Below are 17808 nucleotides of genomic sequence, written 5' to 3'. Positions count from 1 at the left end.
CGATTAACACCTTCATTGTATATTTTTTTTATCTCTTTTCCCTCCGCAAATAGACGTATCTTTTCATATTAAATAGTCCACCATCAGCTTACATTAGTCTTAAGACTTTGTACGCATGTTTTAAACAAAAGTCCTATATAATATGTACCTTTATATGTGTGAAAAGAATATACTAATTTATTAACTCAACTTAGGAGTGAATATTTCATGTGGGTATTATTAAGAGTAACTGCCGTAGTTCCTTCGACTCCTGGGATACATGTTCCTGCAGTTCATACAGCTAGCTCCGATGTAGGAATTGAACTTCCCGCAACTTGGCAGCAATATCAAATTCCCGGTCAAGTTACCCCATCATTTTGGCATCATGGTACACACCCCAGTAGTACTCCCATTCATAGCCATAGTTATCCTCCACTACCTCCGACTCAAGTCTTTTATCATTTCCCATCAATTTATTTTCAAAATTTTTATGGTACGTTTAACATTTAAAACAGATCCTTTCATAGCTACTACATTTAAACGAAAAAAGCACTTAAGATTGTAAATTTCACAAATCTTAAGTGCTTTTTAATATTTTTTATAAATTTTTCTTATTGCCCATTATTAGCAGGTGCCTCTCCTGCATTACCACCGGTCGCTGGTGGAGTTGTATTTCCTTGACCTCCTCCGTTATTTGCTGGAGGTGTCGTATTTCCTTGACCTCCTCCGTTATTTGCTGGAGGTGTTGTATTTCCTTGACCTCCTCCATTATTTGCTGGAGGTGTCGTATTTCCTTGACCTCCTCCGTTATTTGCTGGAGGTGTCGTATTTCCTTGACCTCCTCCATTATTTGCTGGAGGTGTCGTTCCTTGGCCATTTCCATTATTTTGCTCATCTTGTTTCTTTTGCTCTTCTAGTTTCTTTTGTTCTTCTTGCTTCTTAAGTTCCTCTTGTTTCTTTTGTTCTTCTTGTTTTTTCAGTTCTTCTTGTTTCTTTAATTCTTCTTGCTTTTTCTCTTCTTCAGTTTTTTGCTGTTGATCTTGTTTTGGTTGCTCCGTTGTATCCGGTACGCTAGTATTTGGCGATGAATCACGTTTTTCACCTTTTATACGTAGCTCACTACCTTCTTGAATAACGCTACTTGGCATTTTAAAGCGTGATTTATCTGTAGCCATTTCGCTCATCATTTCTTTAAAGATTAACTGTGCAATTTTCGTGTTTTTACTACTAATATACTCGTCTTTACCATCTTTCATATACCCAGTCCATACTGCCATCGTATATTGCGGTGTATATCCAGCAAACCAACTATCACGAGTTGCACTTTCTGGAATTTTATATTGAGCTAATTGCTTTGATGAATAGTTTGTCGTACCCGTTTTACCAGCTACATCTAAAGAGCCTACATTTGCCGATGTACCAGTACCCGATGTAACTACAGAACGAAGCATATCAGTAATCATGTATGCGGTAGAATCTGTCATAACTTGTTTTGGTTTTTGTCCAAAACTTTGTGACTTACCGTCTGGATAAACAACTTTCTTAACAAAATGCGGTTTCGTATATTTACCTTCATTACCAAATGCCGCATAAGCACCCGCTATTTCAGTTGGCGATACTTCATTTGTACCAATAGCTGTCGATTCTGTCGGTGCTGTATTAAATGTAATACCTAGTTTCTCAGAGAATTCTTTTGATTTACTAATCCCTACTTCTTTTGCAGTTTTAATTGCAGGAATATTACGCGACATTTTTAATGCTTCACGCATTGTAATTGGACCCATATAACTTCTATCTGCATTTCGAACTTCTTGACCCGTTGAATACTTAAATGGAGAGTCATCGATTTGATGATACGTAGCCCATTTTAAATATTCAATTGCAGGAGCATAGTCGAAAATCGGCTTCATCGTTGAACCAGCTGCACGATCTAATTCAATTGCCATATTATGCCCTTTAAATACAGCTTTATTTTCTCCACGGCCACTACCTATAGCACGAACTTCTCCTGTTTTCGTATCCATAAATGTGAATGCACCTTGGAATTTATCGTTTGGATAATCAATGATATTATTATTTAAAATATTATCAGCAAGTTTCTGTGCTTTCGGATCTAACGTTGTATAAATTTCTAAACCGTCAGAACCAATATTAGCATCTGGCAATTCTTTTTCTACTTCTTTCACAACTGCATCCATAAATGCAGGGTATGGCATTGTTTGTAGTTGAGCTGCAGGCTTAAGCCCCTTTTCTACGTCAACTTTTGATGCTTCTTCCATTTCCTGTTTTGTTATATATCCATGTCGGTTCATTAAACTTAGAACAACATTTCTTCTTTCTGTTGCTTTTTGAACATTTTCTTTTTTCGTTGGATCATAGTTATTCGGTGCTTTCGGTAAACCTGCAAGCATCGCAACTTCTGGTAATGTTAAGTCCTTCAATTCTTTACCATAGTAGTTTTGTGCTGCTGTTGCGATACCATATGAACGATTACCTAAGTTAATTTTATTTAAGTACATCTCTAATATTTCATGTTTTGAATACTGTTGTTCTAGCTTATAAGCTAAATATATTTCTTGCGCCTTACGCTTTGGTGTTTTATCCATAGATAAGAAGTAGTTTTTAATAACTTGCTGCGTTATCGTACTTCCACCTTGAGAGCCATAATCTCCTTTAAGACTCACTAAAACAGCACGGGCAGTACCTTTAAAGTCTACTCCGCTATGCTCATAAAAACGTGAATCTTCTGTCGCTAAAAATGCATTTTCTACTAATTTAGGTATTTGATCATACGTAACATTCGTCCTTTTTTCTTTTCCATATTCATATACCAAATCCCCGTTTTTATCATAAATTTTTGAGGATAACGGATTAACAAGTTTTGCTTTTTCCAGTTTTGGTGCGTCCTTAATCATTACGAAAAAGGTAGCAACCCCCGCCACTAAACCTACAATACCAAGTAATAAACAAGTAATTAAAAACTTGCGGAAAAATGATGTTTTACCTTTTGGTTTTTGTGTTTTAGAAGCTGGTTGTTTTTTCTTTTTAACTTGTCGTCGCTCCTCGCGAGAACGATAATTTTCTGACATGTTACTTTCTCCTGCCTTTCAATTCTCCCGTTGATTTAATTAAAAATATTGAGGTCACTTTCGTAAATACGTTTAGGCAAGAAAGTGTATTGACCTGGAGCATTCAATATTTTCCCAATTCACAGATTACAAATTTTAAAATGGCTCTTATACATACTATTTTCACTTCTAATTTTCTAATAATGCTGCCCCTTTTAGCATAATAATGAAAGAAGTGAATTTTTATTACCTCGTATAAATAATATACCTTTTTTTCAAATGGTCAATATTTTCTTATTAATAAATCAAAGGTGAAATAAAAATAGCATATCAATATGAACTTCGTGTGAACTTACTTATAATTACGTATAACCAATATTAAATATATTGAATATAGGTATAATACCTCTTTAATTATAAAGATTTCAACACCACAATACCGTTACCTACAAAGAATTATTAAAAATGAAAAATAAGGAGTTGCATAATAATGAAGCTATCTCCGGTTACCTCAAAAAATATAGTTGCTGTTGGTTATAATCCTTTTTCTATGATTTTGCGAATCCAATTAAAGCATGGTATGTATGATTTCTTTAATGTACCAGAAAGCATTTATACTGGCCTATTACATGCACAATCTAAAAGTTATTATCATAATACTTACATTAAAAATTCTTTCCGCCACACAAAAATTTAAACTTAACACCCACTAAAAAAGAAAGGAGGTGAATCCTCCTTTCTTTTAAAAACATTTTACAGATGAATTATCTTCGGTTCCTCTTATTAATTTCATCATATGCTTGAATTTGTTTTTTCAAACGCCGATCAGCTTTTTTATCATGCACTACAAGAATTGCATGTATAACTCCTGGAACCCAAAATATTAATGTTAATATGAAATTTATTATTGCCTGAAATGGTTTTCCACAAAACAATACAGCAACAGGTGGAAGAAAAATTGCTAATAAATACATCATCCCTTGAAAACTCCTTATTTTGTATTTTATATATCACTTTTCAAAATATACGCAAAAAAACCTACTACCATTTTAATCTTAACCTGCCTCTAAAATCAATGTATCTCCTTCTATTTATATAAGTATTTCAGACTTTTCATTGTTTTCTAGCCTATTTTCTTCCTCTATTGCAGTTATTCCAATTGCGGAAATTAACGTTCCTATCGCTTGTATCCAAATACCAATGAGTGCAATGATTCTCTCATCCTTCTTATCAAAAATATTATCTTTATTTTCTTTCTCATCTTTCAATACATTTAAAACACCTTGATACGCTTGTAATCCAGCCCCTAAACTTTGCATGGAGTTACCCAGTATAATAATTTTCTGTAATACATTTATATCCACCAAAGCTGCTTCTACTCCTAAAAAAGCACCGATCGATTGTAAACTGTTCCCTGTAATGATAAGATAATCATTTTCTTTCAATTGTTCATTTATATTAAAATATGTTCCTATTACATTTGATATATTGCCTAATGCTAATAACTCAATTCCTATCTGATCAAGTAATTTACTTTGATTCTCTAAGCCTATATTTTGATTTTCTCTTTTTTCTTCCCCATCATCATACTTGCTCGCAATGATTTGTAATATATATCCGAGGGCTTGTAATGAGCTTCCTACAATAACAAGATCCGATTCAACTTTCTCTTCTCCAATAAATCCTCTTGTCGTTCCAATAGCAGCTGTAAGATTCCCTCCCACTTGAAACCATGCCCCTGTCACTTTTAAACTGCTTGGATTCATTTTTATCACCTATTCAAATATTTTCTAAAGCTTTCAAAACAAACAAATCTCACCCTTAATCTTTTATTTTATTTTTCAGATGTAATTTTGTGAATGATATAATGTGCTACTAATATAAAAAGCACCTTAAAGGTGCTTTTTATACGCATGCTGGGCATGTCAATGAATCTCCATTTTTATCTATTGTTATATTCAATATATATTCAATCGCTTTATGTGACCAAGTTTCAGGTGTAGGCGATTCATTTATATATTGTGGCGCACATGACTTCAGCATTGGAGTATTAATACTCCCTCCAGGATCTAAAGCAACTACAGCCATGCCATGGGGTAATTCCAGGGCCATAGATTTAGTGATACCTTCAATTGCAAATTTCGAGGCACAATATGGCGCAAGCTCAGCTTCACCTTCTCTCCCCCAACTAGAACTCATATTAATGATAATTCCTTCTTTCCTAGCTACCATTGCGGGAACAAATGCTCTTATTACATTTACTACACCATTCACGTTTACATTCATTACATTTTCAAATTCTTGAGCCGTAATTTTCCAAAGTTGTGCATTTTGATTTACAATTGATGCATTATTTATTATCAGATTGGGAGCCGTATGTCTATTAAGTATATAATTTGCCCAATTGTTAACTTGCTGAGAATCTGAAACATCAGTTACTTGGAAATCATGTATTTTACTGTACTGTTTTTTTAGTTCTTCAATTTTATCTTTTGAACGTCCACAACCATATATGTTCCACCCTAATTCATGAAATCGATCAACCATCGCACGTCCTAACCCTTGTGTCACGCCTGTAATAATTACAGATTTACTAATTTCTTTTCGCTTCATTTCCCTCATCCTCCTTCCCTATATCTTACTCTCTTCATTTTTATTCAGCGATTTACTATAGTATCAACTCAACTCATACTTTAGTAATAGTTTTGATATTGCATACATAAACAAAAAAGTAACCATCATGGTTACTTTTTGCTATATATCTAAAAATTCATTGTTTATTTCATTATTATTTTTATATTTCAACTTCTCTTTTCCACATTTCTCACACTGGTAAATATAAACTACACCTAATGTACCTTTTTTAAAATCCTCATTATCCTGCATCTTAATAAAAATATATTTATGTTTACAATGCGATTCACCCAAATAATTTCTAAACCACTTTTTCAACACAACACATTCCACCTTTATGATAGAACCTTTATTTAGCTGCTTTATTACATACTCTTATTTAAATGTTCAATCTCATCTTGCAATTTTTTAAATTGCTCAAAATGCATGGTAATAGATTGGCTACTACCATAATCAACATTTTGTTTCACTAATATAACACCCGTATCATGAAAAAGCGCTTCAAGTTCTTTCCTAATAGACACTTTCGCAATATGAGCTGTTTTAATTGCAGATAAAATTGCAATTTCATTAAACTTTAATTTTATTTCATTTGGACAAAATGCGTCTTCAACTAATATAACTTCATTACTATAAATTAGTGCAACAAGATTACTTGATTTGGCATCTGTTAAATCAACTTTTTTCATAATATCTTTCATTACATTTTGCCTCCTTTATTTTCATATATATCAATTATACAAATTTTTTTAAAAAATTACTCAACTTTATTATATTAATTTTAACACACTTTTATTGAAATCCACGCTCCAAACGTTTTACTATTCCACAATTTTTATTGTATGAACCATCTGAACTATAACTCCATATAGTAATGTTAACAACTTATTATAAAGCAGGTGAAAATTATGCCATCAGTTGTAGGAAATTTAGTTGTACAAAATAGCAATGGATCATTTAACTTAGGTGATTTCTACAACGTATCTCCGAAAGAAAATACGAAAGCTTATAATGGTTCCGGCGCATCAAACGTTGGTTTTGTTGTTAATACTTTTAGCGGTGTTAGCGCGACCAATACATTTGATTCTGACCTTGCAGATCAAAACCAAGTGGGTACAGCCTAATCTTATGTTCAACTTTCTGTATAGAAAATTTTAATTTGTCTATACTATAATCAGGCTGTTTGACAGCTCTTGTCGATTTTGGAGTACCCTATCTTTTTCTCCCTTTCCCTGGGGCTCAGCAGCTAGCACGAAGCTAGCTGCTTTTTCTTGTATTATTTGTCTCATAAATCAGAAATAAAAGAAGCTGCCATTTAATACTCAGCTTCTTTTACGTTATTTCAATAATATCCATAGCGTTAAATACGTAAGTTTTATAAAAAGCGTCTGTACAAATTACAATTTGTTTTACCGGATTGATATGTACAACAGTCATGTAGCTTGTTAGTATGTAACCATCTTCAAAATATGTTACCAATATTTCTTTCTCAGACAGTAATGACGTTAATAATTTATCAGAAATTCTCTCTTTTGCTTCATTTGTTAAAAGCGGTTTTTGTACTTTTAATTTCTCTCCAATAATCTTTCTCATATTTAAAAGTCGTTCGGACATTACTGTAAACGGAACCCACTCTCTTTCTTCTTTTTGTATCTTTACATCGTTCATTTTTTATCTCCTTGATCATTTATACATTTATTTAGCCATACTATCCCTTAGTTATTTTTAATACTTACTAAACTCGAATTTACTTCTAAACTATAATTAGGTTACTTCTTAAAAGAACATTCGTTCCTATTATACACGAACTTACGTTCTTTTGAGAAGAGCCATACTTATTATTTCTTAACAAAAAACATAATTTTATTTATCTCCATACTTTTTTCCTTTATCAAATAAACTTCTCATTTCTTATATAACATGCATATAACAACTAAAAGGCGACTTCACCCAAAGTGAAATCGCCTTTTTCTAAAAAATATTTCAAAGCTTATTTTTCTATCCTAACTAATGTTCTTTCTGGAATACATAATTCATCTATATTAAAATGATTTATTTTTAAGTGTAAATGTCAAGATAAACATGTACATTTTCGCTTGTTTAAGCATGTACAAAATCAATCATTTTCTTTGCTAAAATGATCTTTAATTCGATAGGATTGTCCTACAATACTGACCACCGTGGCATGATGTAAGACACGATCTAGTATGGCATTGGCGAGTTTAGGGTCCTGGAATACTTCGTCCCAAGACTTGAAGTTGATATTGGTCGTTAGGATGGTACTACGCTTTTCATAACGCATATCGATTAATTGAAAGAATAATTTTGCATCCTCCGGATCAATAGGCAAGTACCCAATTTCATCAATAATAAGTAATTTGTATTTTGTATAGTGCTTTAAACGAGATTCTAGGCGATTCTCAATCTTGGCACGTTTTAAATTTTGAAGTAAATCATGACATTTAATAAAATAAGTACTTGTTCGCTTTTTAGCTGCTGCTATACCAATAGACGTGGCCAAATGGGTCTTACCAACACCACTAGGTCCTAAAAATACTATGTTTTCTTGTTGCTCTAAGAAACGTAGAGAAATAAAATCTAAGATTTGTTGTTTATTAATACTCGGCTGGAATTCGAAATCAAACTCATCAACCTCCTTTCTATGAGGAAATGCGCCCATTTTCACCATAGAATGAATCATATTTTGTTCTCGTACATCAATCTCATAGTTTGTCAGTTTAACAAGTGTCTCTACGAAGGATAATTCATTATTAATGCTAAAATCGACTACGTCACCTAAATGTTGTGCCATTTGTTTTAATTTTAAATACTCTAGGTTTGTTGTTAATTGTTGATAGCTATTCTTCATTTCTATATACCTCACCAATTACTGATAAATTTTGTTTCGCCAAATTGTCAATGTTCGGATATTTAGGTAGTGACTTAGCCAATGCTTTTTTATAATGTTCTTCTTTATAATTGAGCTTAGATTGGCTGATTTTATGTTGTACAATTAACTTCATGTTATGATAAACATATATTTGATTATCATATACTTGTAAACCGACGGTTTTACCTTGATATTCAGCTGGAACTGAGTATTGATTCGATTTGTAAGATATCATGCCTGATGTATTAACTTTTACAAGTTTATGCTTAATCATATAGGAATCTCTTATCGCGCTCTTCGGGAGTGGTTGTAGGAGATTCTTTTCCTGTTTTAGGGCAAACACTGGAATCTTACCAGTCCCTTGATGAAATGTTTGATTAATTCTTGCACATAATTTTTGCACAAATTCATGTAATTCTTCAAAAGTGAATCTTCCTTGATAAGCATGAATTTCGTCTAGAAGTTTCATTGGCGCTTCTACTTTCCCTTTGGTATTTGGTCGCCCTGCGATACAAGGTTGTACCTTAAATCCAAAATCTTGAGCGAATTGGGCAAACTTATTGTTAATCGTTCCTGTAAAGTGTTCTGTTCGAGCTTCATCCATTACCGTCTTCATATTATCCGTGACAATTACCTTCGGTACACCACCAAACATTTCAAATGCCTCTGTCATAAATGACATTAAAACACTTTGTGATTTTGAAATATTCAAATGAAAAACTTTAAATCTCGAGTAGGACAATAAAAGTACAGCTACATTCACATATACGATTTCGCCACTTTTGGTTTCAAATCGTATGCTTTCTTTCCAATCTAATTGAGCTTGTTCTCCTGGAGGTGTCTCATAACGGACACCCACTGAATGACCTGATAAAATACGCTTCCCCTCATCAAAATATGTTCTAAATTCAGGCTTTCTATTAATATAAGCACGAAATGCAGACTGTGAACATTTTAAACCGTGATTGTCTGTTAGATACTGCCATAACACTCGTTTGTAGTAGAAGATTTGTTTAGAATCACTAGATAAAAGAGCTGCAATCACTTCATAATATGTATCGATTTTCGATGTTTTATTTTTTGTCCCTTTTGGTGTAAAACCATTCAAATACTTATCTATGGTACGCCGATCCACATTCAATTCTCTGGCTAATTGACTTTTATTTATCTTCATTTTTAAGTTCCCCATTAGTTTTTTAAAATTTGGTAAGTCTGAAAGACTTTTAACCTCAAATTCTGTTTGAATATCTAGCTTAATATACATACTAACCACCTCAGAGTCAGTATGGAGAATCCAATTGAAAATGTACATATTTATTCAAGCGTTAATGTACATATTTAAGTTAGCATTTATATTTTTAAGTTCAATTCCCCTACTCGTTCCTTATCTTCATCACCAACCCAACAACTAAATAATTCGAAATAGTCTCTATCTTCCAAATAACCTTCCATAAAGTTAAAAGTTTTTCTTTCGCTTCTTTTTTTCCTTTACATTTTGCCACTCGACAAGTTCAATTCCCCAACTAGTTGAAACCTCATATGTGTAATTTGTTTGGAAATGATAATCTTGTACAATTTCAAGCATACTTTCATCTGAAAAACACGGTCCAAAAACAATTAGATTATTAGAATCCGGATCCGTTAACGGAATTTCTACATTACAGCCTATGTAACTTGCTAAACTCATTTTATACTCCTCCAGTATTCGTATAAAAAATACTTCATAGTATATTTATTTACTTAAATATAAAATCCCTGCCTAAACGAAAAAGTTTTAAATTTTTATCGTTTATTAACCATCTATAACTGAAAACATATACTATGATGAACGAACTCACAAAGCATAAGAAAAGAGAGCATTTACAACACTCTCTTTTCTTACATACTCTATGGAACTTTACAAAACTGAATCAATGATTTTTATTATTATATTTTATTACATATACTTAGGTTGTACTATTATATGTAACTCTCTCTCTGTATCCGCTTTTTTCGGATGACGAAAATAATTAAGTTCGTACTTTAACACTTTATACTCAACCATCCCGATTTTAATCCCTTTCGTTTCTTTTAATATAGCTAATAAATCACTTACATTTTCATCATATGACTCAAAAATTTTCGCGCCGCCCTCTCCTTGAAAGATTACTTTCATATATTCTCCACCACCTTAATTTATTGATGTGGTAAATGACGCGTTTAAAACGATTCATTCTTTATCCTAAAATTTTCATATGAAAAAGAACATCCTTTCCAATCGAATGCTCAGCTTTTTACTAATTATCCATGTTAAATATTTATTCAAAAACATTATATGTATTATTTTTTAAATTATGTTCGATATCCATTATTAAAGAGTAAATATATGTAATAAACTTGCATAATGAAAACCGTAGAATATCCACTTTCGTTGAAATAATTATAATCCATAATTTTCCATTGTAATTCTTAATATTTAAATGTAATATTGTATTGTCTTACTATCTATTTATAACTCACACACTAATTAGAAAAAGGGAACTCTATATGAGTTCCCTTTTCTAATTATGATTACAGTCATTATTTCTTTTCTAGAAATTTAAATGTATCTTTAAATTCTTTATTATTCACTTTAATATCAGCATCTTTCAATAAATCATTGACTACTTGTTGTTTCCATTTACCTGTCGTATCTTGTAGTCTTTGTTGTTCTATATCTTTACGAATTTTATCCTTTACTTCATCAAATGGCTTCAATTCTTTTTTATCCGTCACTTTAATAATATGGTAACCGTAAGTTGTTTTAACCGGCTCACTTACTTGGCCTGCATCTAATTTATACGCAGCTTCCTCAAATTCTTTCACTGTTTGTCCAGGGGCAAAACCAGATATTTCCCCGCCCTGTTCCTTTGAACCAGTATCTTCTGAATACTGTTTTGCTAAGGCAGCAAAATCTTCACCATTATTTACTTTCTCCTTTATTTCTTTAGCCGTTTTTTCATCTTTCACTAAAATGTGACTTACTTTCATTTCTGGTTTATAGTTATCTTTCACATCTTTATCTGTAACTGTTGCTTTAATTGCTTTCTCAAATGCAATTTCTGGCTTCATTTTTTCTTTTAATTCATCTTCATTTTTCAACCCAAGTTGTTCTAAAGTCGATTTAAAGTTTTCACCCATTTTATCTTTTGCTTCTTCTACTTTCTTTTTTGCTTCCTCATCTGAAACTTTATATTTATCTAGCAATGCCTTACTTAACATCATTTGATATAAAGTACTTTCTCCATATTGTTGTCGTAATTCTTTACTTAATTCTTTCTCTGTAACATTTCCTACTTTTGATGTTACTACGTTGTCTGAGGAACCACATGCAGATAATGCTAGCATCATGCATGAAATAATTGTTCCAATAAATATTTTCTTCTTTTTCAATTCAAATACCTCACTTTTATCATTATGCAAATTAACTATACACAGTCATTGTGAAAACAGTGTGTTTTCTACATGTAATTCATTTCATATGAGTTGACTATGTATCATGTATTTTCATTTTTAAATATAAAGAGCCTTCTTACTATGCATAGTAAGAAGGCTCTTTATATAATTCTCAAAAAAATATAGCTTCTATAGTTGCTTAATAATTACATGTTTTTCAGGTATCCAACTATTCTGTCCGATATCTACCGCATTTCCCACTCTACCCCACACTCGAAAAGATGTCGATCCATCTATGTTTCCTTTATAATTCATACATTCAGGCTCTTCATAATAATTTACTCCGTAACCGACAGGATATTTTGAAGTTGCATAAAACCATTTCACATTAAAATGTTTTAAATATACCCACTGCTTATCGTTCCCTAAACAAATCATATCTTGCTCACCGCCTCCCCAATAACCTGCTAAGATTAAATATGGAATTTTTTGAGTGAGTGTACCTGTAAATTGAGGATTCATGAGGTTTTCATATAAATTTATTCCATATCCATCAGGATATTTCGAAACTGCAATACCAATGCCATTTGGTTGCTGTGTATACACTATGTTAGATTGATTTGCTTTGTTCGAATTTATAAACCAAGAAAGTGACTTATTTCCTACTAATCGATTCAGATCACATTTCCCAATCCCAGGAACATTCCCTGAATCCGTATATTGCCACATATCGCATGGATATGCTGGCTTATTCCCTCCATAACGAGGGATCCATACGAAATCAGCTTCAATATTACGTGCTCCAAATGATAGATACGTGTGATGCCCTACATATAATCCTACTTTTTCCGCACCTAAACGGCGTAATTCATCAATAAATGCCTGTGTCCCGCCTTGCATATCTACCATCGTTTGAACTTCTACGTCCGCTACCCAAAACTTAGCAGATTGATCACCACGATTCCAAAAATCTTGTGCCTCTTTCTTTGCATCAGCAATAGATATAAAACGGCAAAAAGCATAATTACCGAATGGGATACTATGCTTTTTCATTTCACTAACATAATTTTGATACATAAAATCCACCGTATTAGAGCCATCTTGAACTCTAGCAATCACTAAATCTAGCTGAGATGCTGCAATATCCCAATTGATAGTTCCATTCCATTTTGAAATGTCTACAATATACCCCATACATTCCAGCTCCTTTTGAATGTCCTATTCATAGCTAGTTTTATTGTAAGCCTCAGCTCTCTAAAACTAGCTATCTATAATATAAGTAAAAAGAATCTTTACTGTTTTTCAAAATATATTCTCTTTCAGAAATATTTCTATAAACTTTAACATGTATGCCACATAAAACATTCGAAATATACCCTACTATTCATTTATTATGTAATCTCGTCCTATTAATCATTTTTACAGATATTAGAAAAAAATCCCTGTTTTATTAAATTATAACTTTCAGTATCGATTTCCTTTCAACTAAAAAATTTCATCCCTCATTTTCTATATATTCTTAAGTCAAAATTACTACCTCTACATGAAATTTGAGATTTAGAAAAATTTAAATTAATTGAAGTTTACTCCTTTTAAATCACAATTTTCCAACCTGAACACTATTGGTGCATAAAAAAAGACATTTTCTATTAATGAAAATGTCTTTTTACAGTTTAATAAAACAACTTTGGTGCTAAATCTGTATTTTGTAATTCTTTATTTTCACTGCTCATAACACAACTTGTGGAAAATAGAATTGGGATACCACAAATCTCATCTTTCATTACATCACGAAATACATTGGCAGCAACACCTGTAAACGTTTGACATAAGTTAGAAATATCGTCATTGAAAAACTGAATGACTTCCGCAGCGAAAACCGGAAAGACAACATTCGGTCCGCCAGGGAACTGAGGCTGTACCACAACTTGTTCAAAATAAGGATTATTTTCTAGTGCTACTTGAAATAAATGAGCTATTTCAAATGCATCTAGTGGACAAGGAAATGGATTTACAATTTCATTCTCATTATTCGTTACAATAACTGTCACACTTACATTCCCAAATTGTACAAAAGATTTTAAAAGAGTTACTAATGCTCTCGCTTTTTCGTTGCTTAACGCATGCACTAAAATAATATAATTACCACCAACAGGAATAAGTGGCCCAACTGTAACAGTTGGATCAGCACCTATTGAATTTTTCAATTCATTAAAATATGTGATCCAAGGTGGCGAAAGCTGAACTTGTACATTCCCTTCCAATATTTTACACTACCTCCTTATACAATTCTTACTAGCATAATATGTAAAAAACTAAAAAATGCATCAGTTATATTAATTAAACATCTTATTTCACATTCTCAATTTTCCCTTTACATCTTTAAGCACTTTTACTACTATGAAATTCTTTATTATAAGCAAATCCACTGAAATTTCATATTATACTAATACGACTCTATATCCTTTAAATTATAATACTCAATATTAGGAGCTGATTTCATGGAAAAAAAACCTATCGTGTTCAAAATCCCACCAAATTCAAAACTAAAAGTTACATTTTTCGGTCCTTGTAACGAAGTAATTACAAATGTGTCTATAATTAATCAACTATGCGCCCCTAAATGTCAAACTATCACGCAATATCCAGACTTTAAGAAATATGTAACTGAAGTACGATCGTTATCCCGTTGTTAGTCCGCATAATGCACGATTTTCACAACTTTGTTACCTAAAATAACTGAGAAAGAAAATAACTGCATTCCTAGACTAAAATTACTCATTTTATGATATTCCATTGATAATTCATTGATTTTTTACACGTTTTTATTAAAAGAACATATATTATCGTATGGAGATTATCCACTCATAAAACCTATCTTTCTTTGGAGCGTACTTATTATGTATGCTCTTTTTTTATATAACCGTCCCCCTTCTAAATTGACCAACAATATATTAAAATTCTTTATATACTCAAGGAGGTCAAATATGTTCAAGCTGCATCCGATACTACTCATCTTAGGATTGATTTTGTTTTTATATAGTGTAATCGCCTTTATGTTATTCTTTTCAGTGTATTAGCATTACCTATACAAAGCTGTGTTCAATATGTAATTTCTATATAGTAAAGAAAAAACGTAATGATACGATCTTTTATGTATTCCGTCTTTCTGTTCAATAAGAAAACTAGTAAACTTACTAACAATGAGTTTTCACAAGCATGTTACTTATTATTCTGTTTATTATCTGAAGAAGATTGAAACCTCTACAAATTAAACTACACTTTACCTATTTACTTATATATTTTAGAAAAACAATAATATTCCCCCACCATTTGGTAAGGGGATTAACTAAACCTACTAAAAAACATTTAATGATCTGTTTTATTTAATTGGAGAAGGAAATCTTGCTGCTTCAAAATGTGCCCCATCTTCTAAAGGACTTAAAACCCCATCTATACTACTTTGTGCATAAATCTCAACTTCATCCCCTGCATTCAATTGAACAATCGTCGAAACACTTACGACATTTCCAAAACTTATTGGACCAAAAAAGTCATTATCGATAGCTATCGCTGCGTTTCCATTCACACGAATTTCTACACGCGCTCTATAATTTAAAGTTGGATCGTTTGGAAAGAAACCAATCGTTCCAATAATAGAATATACTCCTTTAGTCTTCGGCGTAAAAATAGATGTTGCTGGATTATACTCATTCGCTAAATCAAATTGTTCATTTTGAAATAACACTTTCACAAAAGTATTAGCAGGAACATTTTGATTCACAGTATTTCTAGCTCTAAATGCCGATGCTCTAACAAGATTGTCCTTATTATCATGACACTTACTAGTGTTCTTACAACAATCATGATGCTTCTTTTTATACTCCTTACAATACTTACAGTAGTAATAACAAGACATACTAATTCCCCTTTCAAACTTATTACTACATATTATGTAAGATTGATTTATAAGGTTTGGACTAGCTATTTTTCTTATTCATAAGGGCGCTATTAATCTGCACCCTTATTTATATAAACCACTTCATTCCTTACTAGTTATAAGTTGTATATAGTTCCATATGGAATAGTAAGAAAAGAACTTCCGTACGGTGTAACATGATGTACTGGATAAAAATACTCTACGGATGAGTAATATGGTTGTACTCCTTGCTGCTGCATTTGTTGTTGCATTTGTAATGCTTGCTGAATAGCTTGGACTGTACTTTGTGCTCCACTATACGTTATAGACGTACCATACGCTGGTCGCATGCCAGCTTCAGAATTAATATATGAATAAAACATAATTTTCAACTCACTTCCGTATAATTTGTTACACATTATATTATGATTCTTTATTTCATTGGGTACTATAATGCTAGTCCGCTCGCTTATATTCAAATGACAAAATAAAACAGTAGCTGCTAGACTACTTTGAATTCTTCTTATTACCAAATGAAATGATATACATATTCTCCTGTTACACGCTCATCGATTCCAGCAACCCTAACGAACCTAAGTAAATCCGCCCCTTGAAGAAAATATATCGACATCGTAACCGGTACTTGTGACCACATGAATTGAAAAAGCTCATTCACCCTCTGATTCGTCGTAATGATTAAATCATTTACAGGTCCATGATTCCATGCAGAGGTTTGAACTGAAGTGAAAGAAAGGTCTTTCCCATTAATCACTATTCTTGCCACGCTTTGAGTTATGTCCACAATAATCCCCTCCAACATTACAAAAATTGGACCTTTTTTAGTTCATATTATTATAAATATTCTTGACTGTAATAAATGTTTAAGGCAAATCCCTAATAAAGTGAAACTTTAATCAGTGGGGGTCTTACTGCCCGTTAATGCGGGATACAATTTTTTTATTCATATCCCTCAATTCCCATTACAACCATATAATTTCTAACCTGATTCAATTTTTGTAAAAGTTGAACCAGCAAATGTAAATTCCATAAAAGTATTAGAAAAATTAAACTTTACTTTTGAAGGTACTCTGAGAAAAAGCGAAAAATCAGCTGGAAAGCTTATCGATTTAAATATTTATTCGAAATTAATAAGCGATTAATTTTAGTCACTCTGCCCATACTTAATCAAAGTGTCGGCTTCTTTAATTTCTGTATAAAATTCAAAAATTTGACACAATCCTGGAAAAAGCTTATAAAGAAAAGTGAGGTTCCGTTATTTTCACACTTAGTAGCGCAGCCATGTTACATACAATTTTATAAGTGTGAACGAACTACAAAACTAAAAAACAAATAATAAGTTTGCAACATGTTTGCAAATGCGAATTTTGCATATAAATTCGTGTGATATTGAAAGGAGTTTTACTTATGAAAGAAATTAAAACAGAACAAGAATTCAAAGACATCATCGCAAGCGAGGAGCCAGTAGTTGTTAAGTTCTTTACTACATGGTGCCCAGATTGCGTACGTATGGACAACTTTATCGGAGATGTAATGGAAGAGTTCAATAAATTTGAATGGTATTCTATTAATAAAGATGAGTTTCCAAGTATCGCTGAAGAGTATCAAGTAATGGGTATTCCAAGTTTACTTGTATACCAAAACGGTGAGAAGCTAGGCCACTTACATAGTGCTAACGCAAAAACAGAAGAGCAAGTTACTGAGTTTTTAGAAGCATACTAAGATGAAAGCCCTCTGGAAAATATTTTCCAGAGGGCTTTCATCTGTTTTCATAATTATCTTTTGACGTTTTTCCTCGTTTAATGAATTACACCTTGTCATGATAAGAATAATATGTAGTAAGAAAAGTATTCGTTTCTTGATCCATCTCCCCTCCTATCTCTTTA

Annotated in this window: 22 protein-coding genes and 1 pseudogene; 6 read left to right on the top strand and 17 right to left on the bottom strand. The window is 32.2% G+C overall.

Annotated features, from left to right (window positions below):
• Window positions 1-207: 207 nt before the first annotated feature.
• Window positions 208-489 carry a hypothetical protein gene (locus ACXKY9_RS11045; RefSeq protein ID WP_000270090.1) on the top strand — a complete coding sequence of 94 codons (282 nt, stop codon included), beginning with the start codon at window positions 208-210 and terminating at the stop codon, window positions 487-489.
• A 101-nt stretch (window positions 490-590) separates the two neighbouring features.
• On the opposite strand, the gene ACXKY9_RS11040 is transcribed toward ACXKY9_RS11045, so the two are convergent.
• On the bottom strand, window positions 591-3068 hold the full coding sequence (locus ACXKY9_RS11040) for a PBP1A family penicillin-binding protein (protein ID WP_015382306.1): 2478 nt from the start codon (window positions 3066-3068) through the stop codon (window positions 591-593).
• Window positions 3069-3537: 469 nt separating this feature from the next.
• Here ACXKY9_RS11040 and ACXKY9_RS11035 point away from each other — a divergent pair, with 469 nt between their 5' ends.
• Window positions 3538-3744, top strand: coding sequence for a KTSC domain-containing protein (locus ACXKY9_RS11035; protein ID WP_000777843.1), 207 nt, complete (start codon window positions 3538-3540; stop codon window positions 3742-3744).
• 67 nt (window positions 3745-3811) lie between these two features.
• Here the strand turns inward: ACXKY9_RS11035 and ACXKY9_RS11030 are convergent, their stop codons facing one another.
• The 5 genes from ACXKY9_RS11030 to ACXKY9_RS11010 all read right to left on the bottom strand — a co-directional run bounded on the left by ACXKY9_RS11030 (window position 3812) and on the right by ACXKY9_RS11010 (window position 6382).
• Window positions 3812-4024 carry a YqaE/Pmp3 family membrane protein gene (locus ACXKY9_RS11030; protein WP_000990215.1) on the bottom strand — a complete coding sequence of 71 codons (213 nt, stop codon included), beginning with the start codon at window positions 4022-4024 and terminating at the stop codon, window positions 3812-3814.
• A gap of 114 nt (window positions 4025-4138) precedes the next feature.
• Window positions 4139-4813: a DUF6944 family repetitive protein gene (locus tag ACXKY9_RS11025; protein ID WP_001070034.1), complete on the bottom strand. Its 675-nt coding sequence runs from the start codon at window positions 4811-4813 to the stop codon at window positions 4139-4141.
• Between the two features lie 139 nt (window positions 4814-4952).
• Window positions 4953-5660, bottom strand: a complete 708-nt coding sequence (locus ACXKY9_RS11020; protein ID WP_000823066.1) for an SDR family oxidoreductase — start codon at window positions 5658-5660, stop codon at window positions 4953-4955.
• Between the two features lie 141 nt (window positions 5661-5801).
• Window positions 5802-6002: a hypothetical protein gene (locus tag ACXKY9_RS11015; RefSeq protein ID WP_000915150.1), complete on the bottom strand. Its 201-nt coding sequence runs from the start codon at window positions 6000-6002 to the stop codon at window positions 5802-5804.
• Between the two features lie 44 nt (window positions 6003-6046).
• Window positions 6047-6382, bottom strand: coding sequence for a hypothetical protein (locus ACXKY9_RS11010; protein ID WP_000651907.1), 336 nt, complete (start codon window positions 6380-6382; stop codon window positions 6047-6049).
• Window positions 6383-6589: 207 nt separating this feature from the next.
• On the opposite strand from ACXKY9_RS11010, the gene gerPF reads away from it, so the two are divergent.
• Entirely contained in the window at window positions 6590-6805 is a 216-nt protein-coding gene (gerPF, locus tag ACXKY9_RS11005; protein WP_001141569.1) for a spore germination protein GerPF, read from the top strand.
• 208 nt (window positions 6806-7013) lie between these two features.
• On the opposite strand, the gene ACXKY9_RS11000 is transcribed toward gerPF, so the two are convergent.
• From ACXKY9_RS11000 to ACXKY9_RS10965, 8 genes are all read right to left on the bottom strand, one after another.
• Window positions 7014-7349, bottom strand: coding sequence for a YolD-like family protein (locus ACXKY9_RS11000; protein ID WP_002100962.1), 336 nt, complete (start codon window positions 7347-7349; stop codon window positions 7014-7016).
• A 448-nt stretch (window positions 7350-7797) separates the two neighbouring features.
• Entirely contained in the window at window positions 7798-8550 is a 753-nt protein-coding gene (gene istB / locus ACXKY9_RS10995) for an IS21-like element IS232 family helper ATPase IstB (RefSeq protein WP_000798699.1), read from the bottom strand.
• Entirely contained in the window at window positions 8540-9835 is a 1296-nt protein-coding gene (gene istA / locus ACXKY9_RS10990) for an IS21-like element IS232 family transposase (RefSeq protein WP_000275580.1), read from the bottom strand. Before istA ends, istB begins: the two co-directional genes overlap by 11 nt.
• Window positions 9836-10027: 192 nt before the next feature.
• Window positions 10028-10258, bottom strand: a complete 231-nt coding sequence (locus ACXKY9_RS10985) for a KH domain-containing protein (RefSeq protein ID WP_000050516.1) — start codon at window positions 10256-10258, stop codon at window positions 10028-10030.
• 249 nt (window positions 10259-10507) lie between these two features.
• Window positions 10508-10726: a hypothetical protein gene (locus ACXKY9_RS10980; RefSeq protein ID WP_000864279.1), complete on the bottom strand. Its 219-nt coding sequence runs from the start codon at window positions 10724-10726 to the stop codon at window positions 10508-10510.
• A 404-nt stretch (window positions 10727-11130) separates the two neighbouring features.
• Window positions 11131-11982, bottom strand: a complete 852-nt coding sequence (locus tag ACXKY9_RS10975; RefSeq protein ID WP_000727342.1) for a peptidylprolyl isomerase PrsA — start codon at window positions 11980-11982, stop codon at window positions 11131-11133.
• A gap of 192 nt (window positions 11983-12174) precedes the next feature.
• The gene (locus ACXKY9_RS10970) at window positions 12175-13179 is read right to left on the bottom strand and encodes a glycoside hydrolase family 25 protein (RefSeq protein WP_000540658.1); all 1005 of its coding nucleotides are present in this window, start codon (window positions 13177-13179) and stop codon (window positions 12175-12177) included.
• A 479-nt stretch (window positions 13180-13658) separates the two neighbouring features.
• The gene (locus ACXKY9_RS10965; RefSeq protein WP_000398986.1) at window positions 13659-14249 is read right to left on the bottom strand and encodes a hypothetical protein; all 591 of its coding nucleotides are present in this window, start codon (window positions 14247-14249) and stop codon (window positions 13659-13661) included.
• 237 nt (window positions 14250-14486) lie between these two features.
• On the opposite strand from ACXKY9_RS10965, the gene ACXKY9_RS10960 reads away from it, so the two are divergent.
• Window positions 14487-14681, top strand: coding sequence for a hypothetical protein (locus ACXKY9_RS10960; protein WP_000412556.1), 195 nt, complete (start codon window positions 14487-14489; stop codon window positions 14679-14681).
• Window positions 14682-15367: 686 nt separating this feature from the next.
• Here ACXKY9_RS10960 and ACXKY9_RS10955 read toward each other — a convergent pair.
• The 3 genes from ACXKY9_RS10955 to ACXKY9_RS10945 all read right to left on the bottom strand — a co-directional run bounded on the left by ACXKY9_RS10955 (window position 15368) and on the right by ACXKY9_RS10945 (window position 16706).
• Complete coding sequence (locus tag ACXKY9_RS10955) at window positions 15368-15904, bottom strand: C1q-like domain-containing protein (RefSeq protein ID WP_002100961.1); 537 nt, start codon at window positions 15902-15904, stop codon at window positions 15368-15370.
• A gap of 137 nt (window positions 15905-16041) precedes the next feature.
• Window positions 16042-16287, bottom strand: coding sequence for a DUF3947 family protein (locus ACXKY9_RS10950; protein ID WP_000500112.1), 246 nt, complete (start codon window positions 16285-16287; stop codon window positions 16042-16044).
• A gap of 143 nt (window positions 16288-16430) precedes the next feature.
• Window positions 16431-16706, bottom strand: coding sequence for a hypothetical protein (locus ACXKY9_RS10945; RefSeq protein WP_000355687.1), 276 nt, complete (start codon window positions 16704-16706; stop codon window positions 16431-16433).
• Window positions 16707-16914: 208 nt separating this feature from the next.
• Between ACXKY9_RS10945 and ACXKY9_RS10940 the strand changes: the two are divergent.
• A pseudogene (locus tag ACXKY9_RS10940) lies at window positions 16915-17064 on the top strand (GNAT family N-acetyltransferase); the annotation flags it as partial.
• 265 nt (window positions 17065-17329) lie between these two features.
• Complete coding sequence (locus ACXKY9_RS10935) at window positions 17330-17644, top strand: thioredoxin family protein (protein WP_000658787.1); 315 nt, start codon at window positions 17330-17332, stop codon at window positions 17642-17644.
• Window positions 17645-17808 lie beyond the last annotated feature (164 nt).

Source organism: Bacillus sp. 2175 (assembly GCF_057812155.1).
Note: the sequence above shows the minus strand (reverse complement) of the source record. Positions and strands in the feature narration are given on the sequence as shown.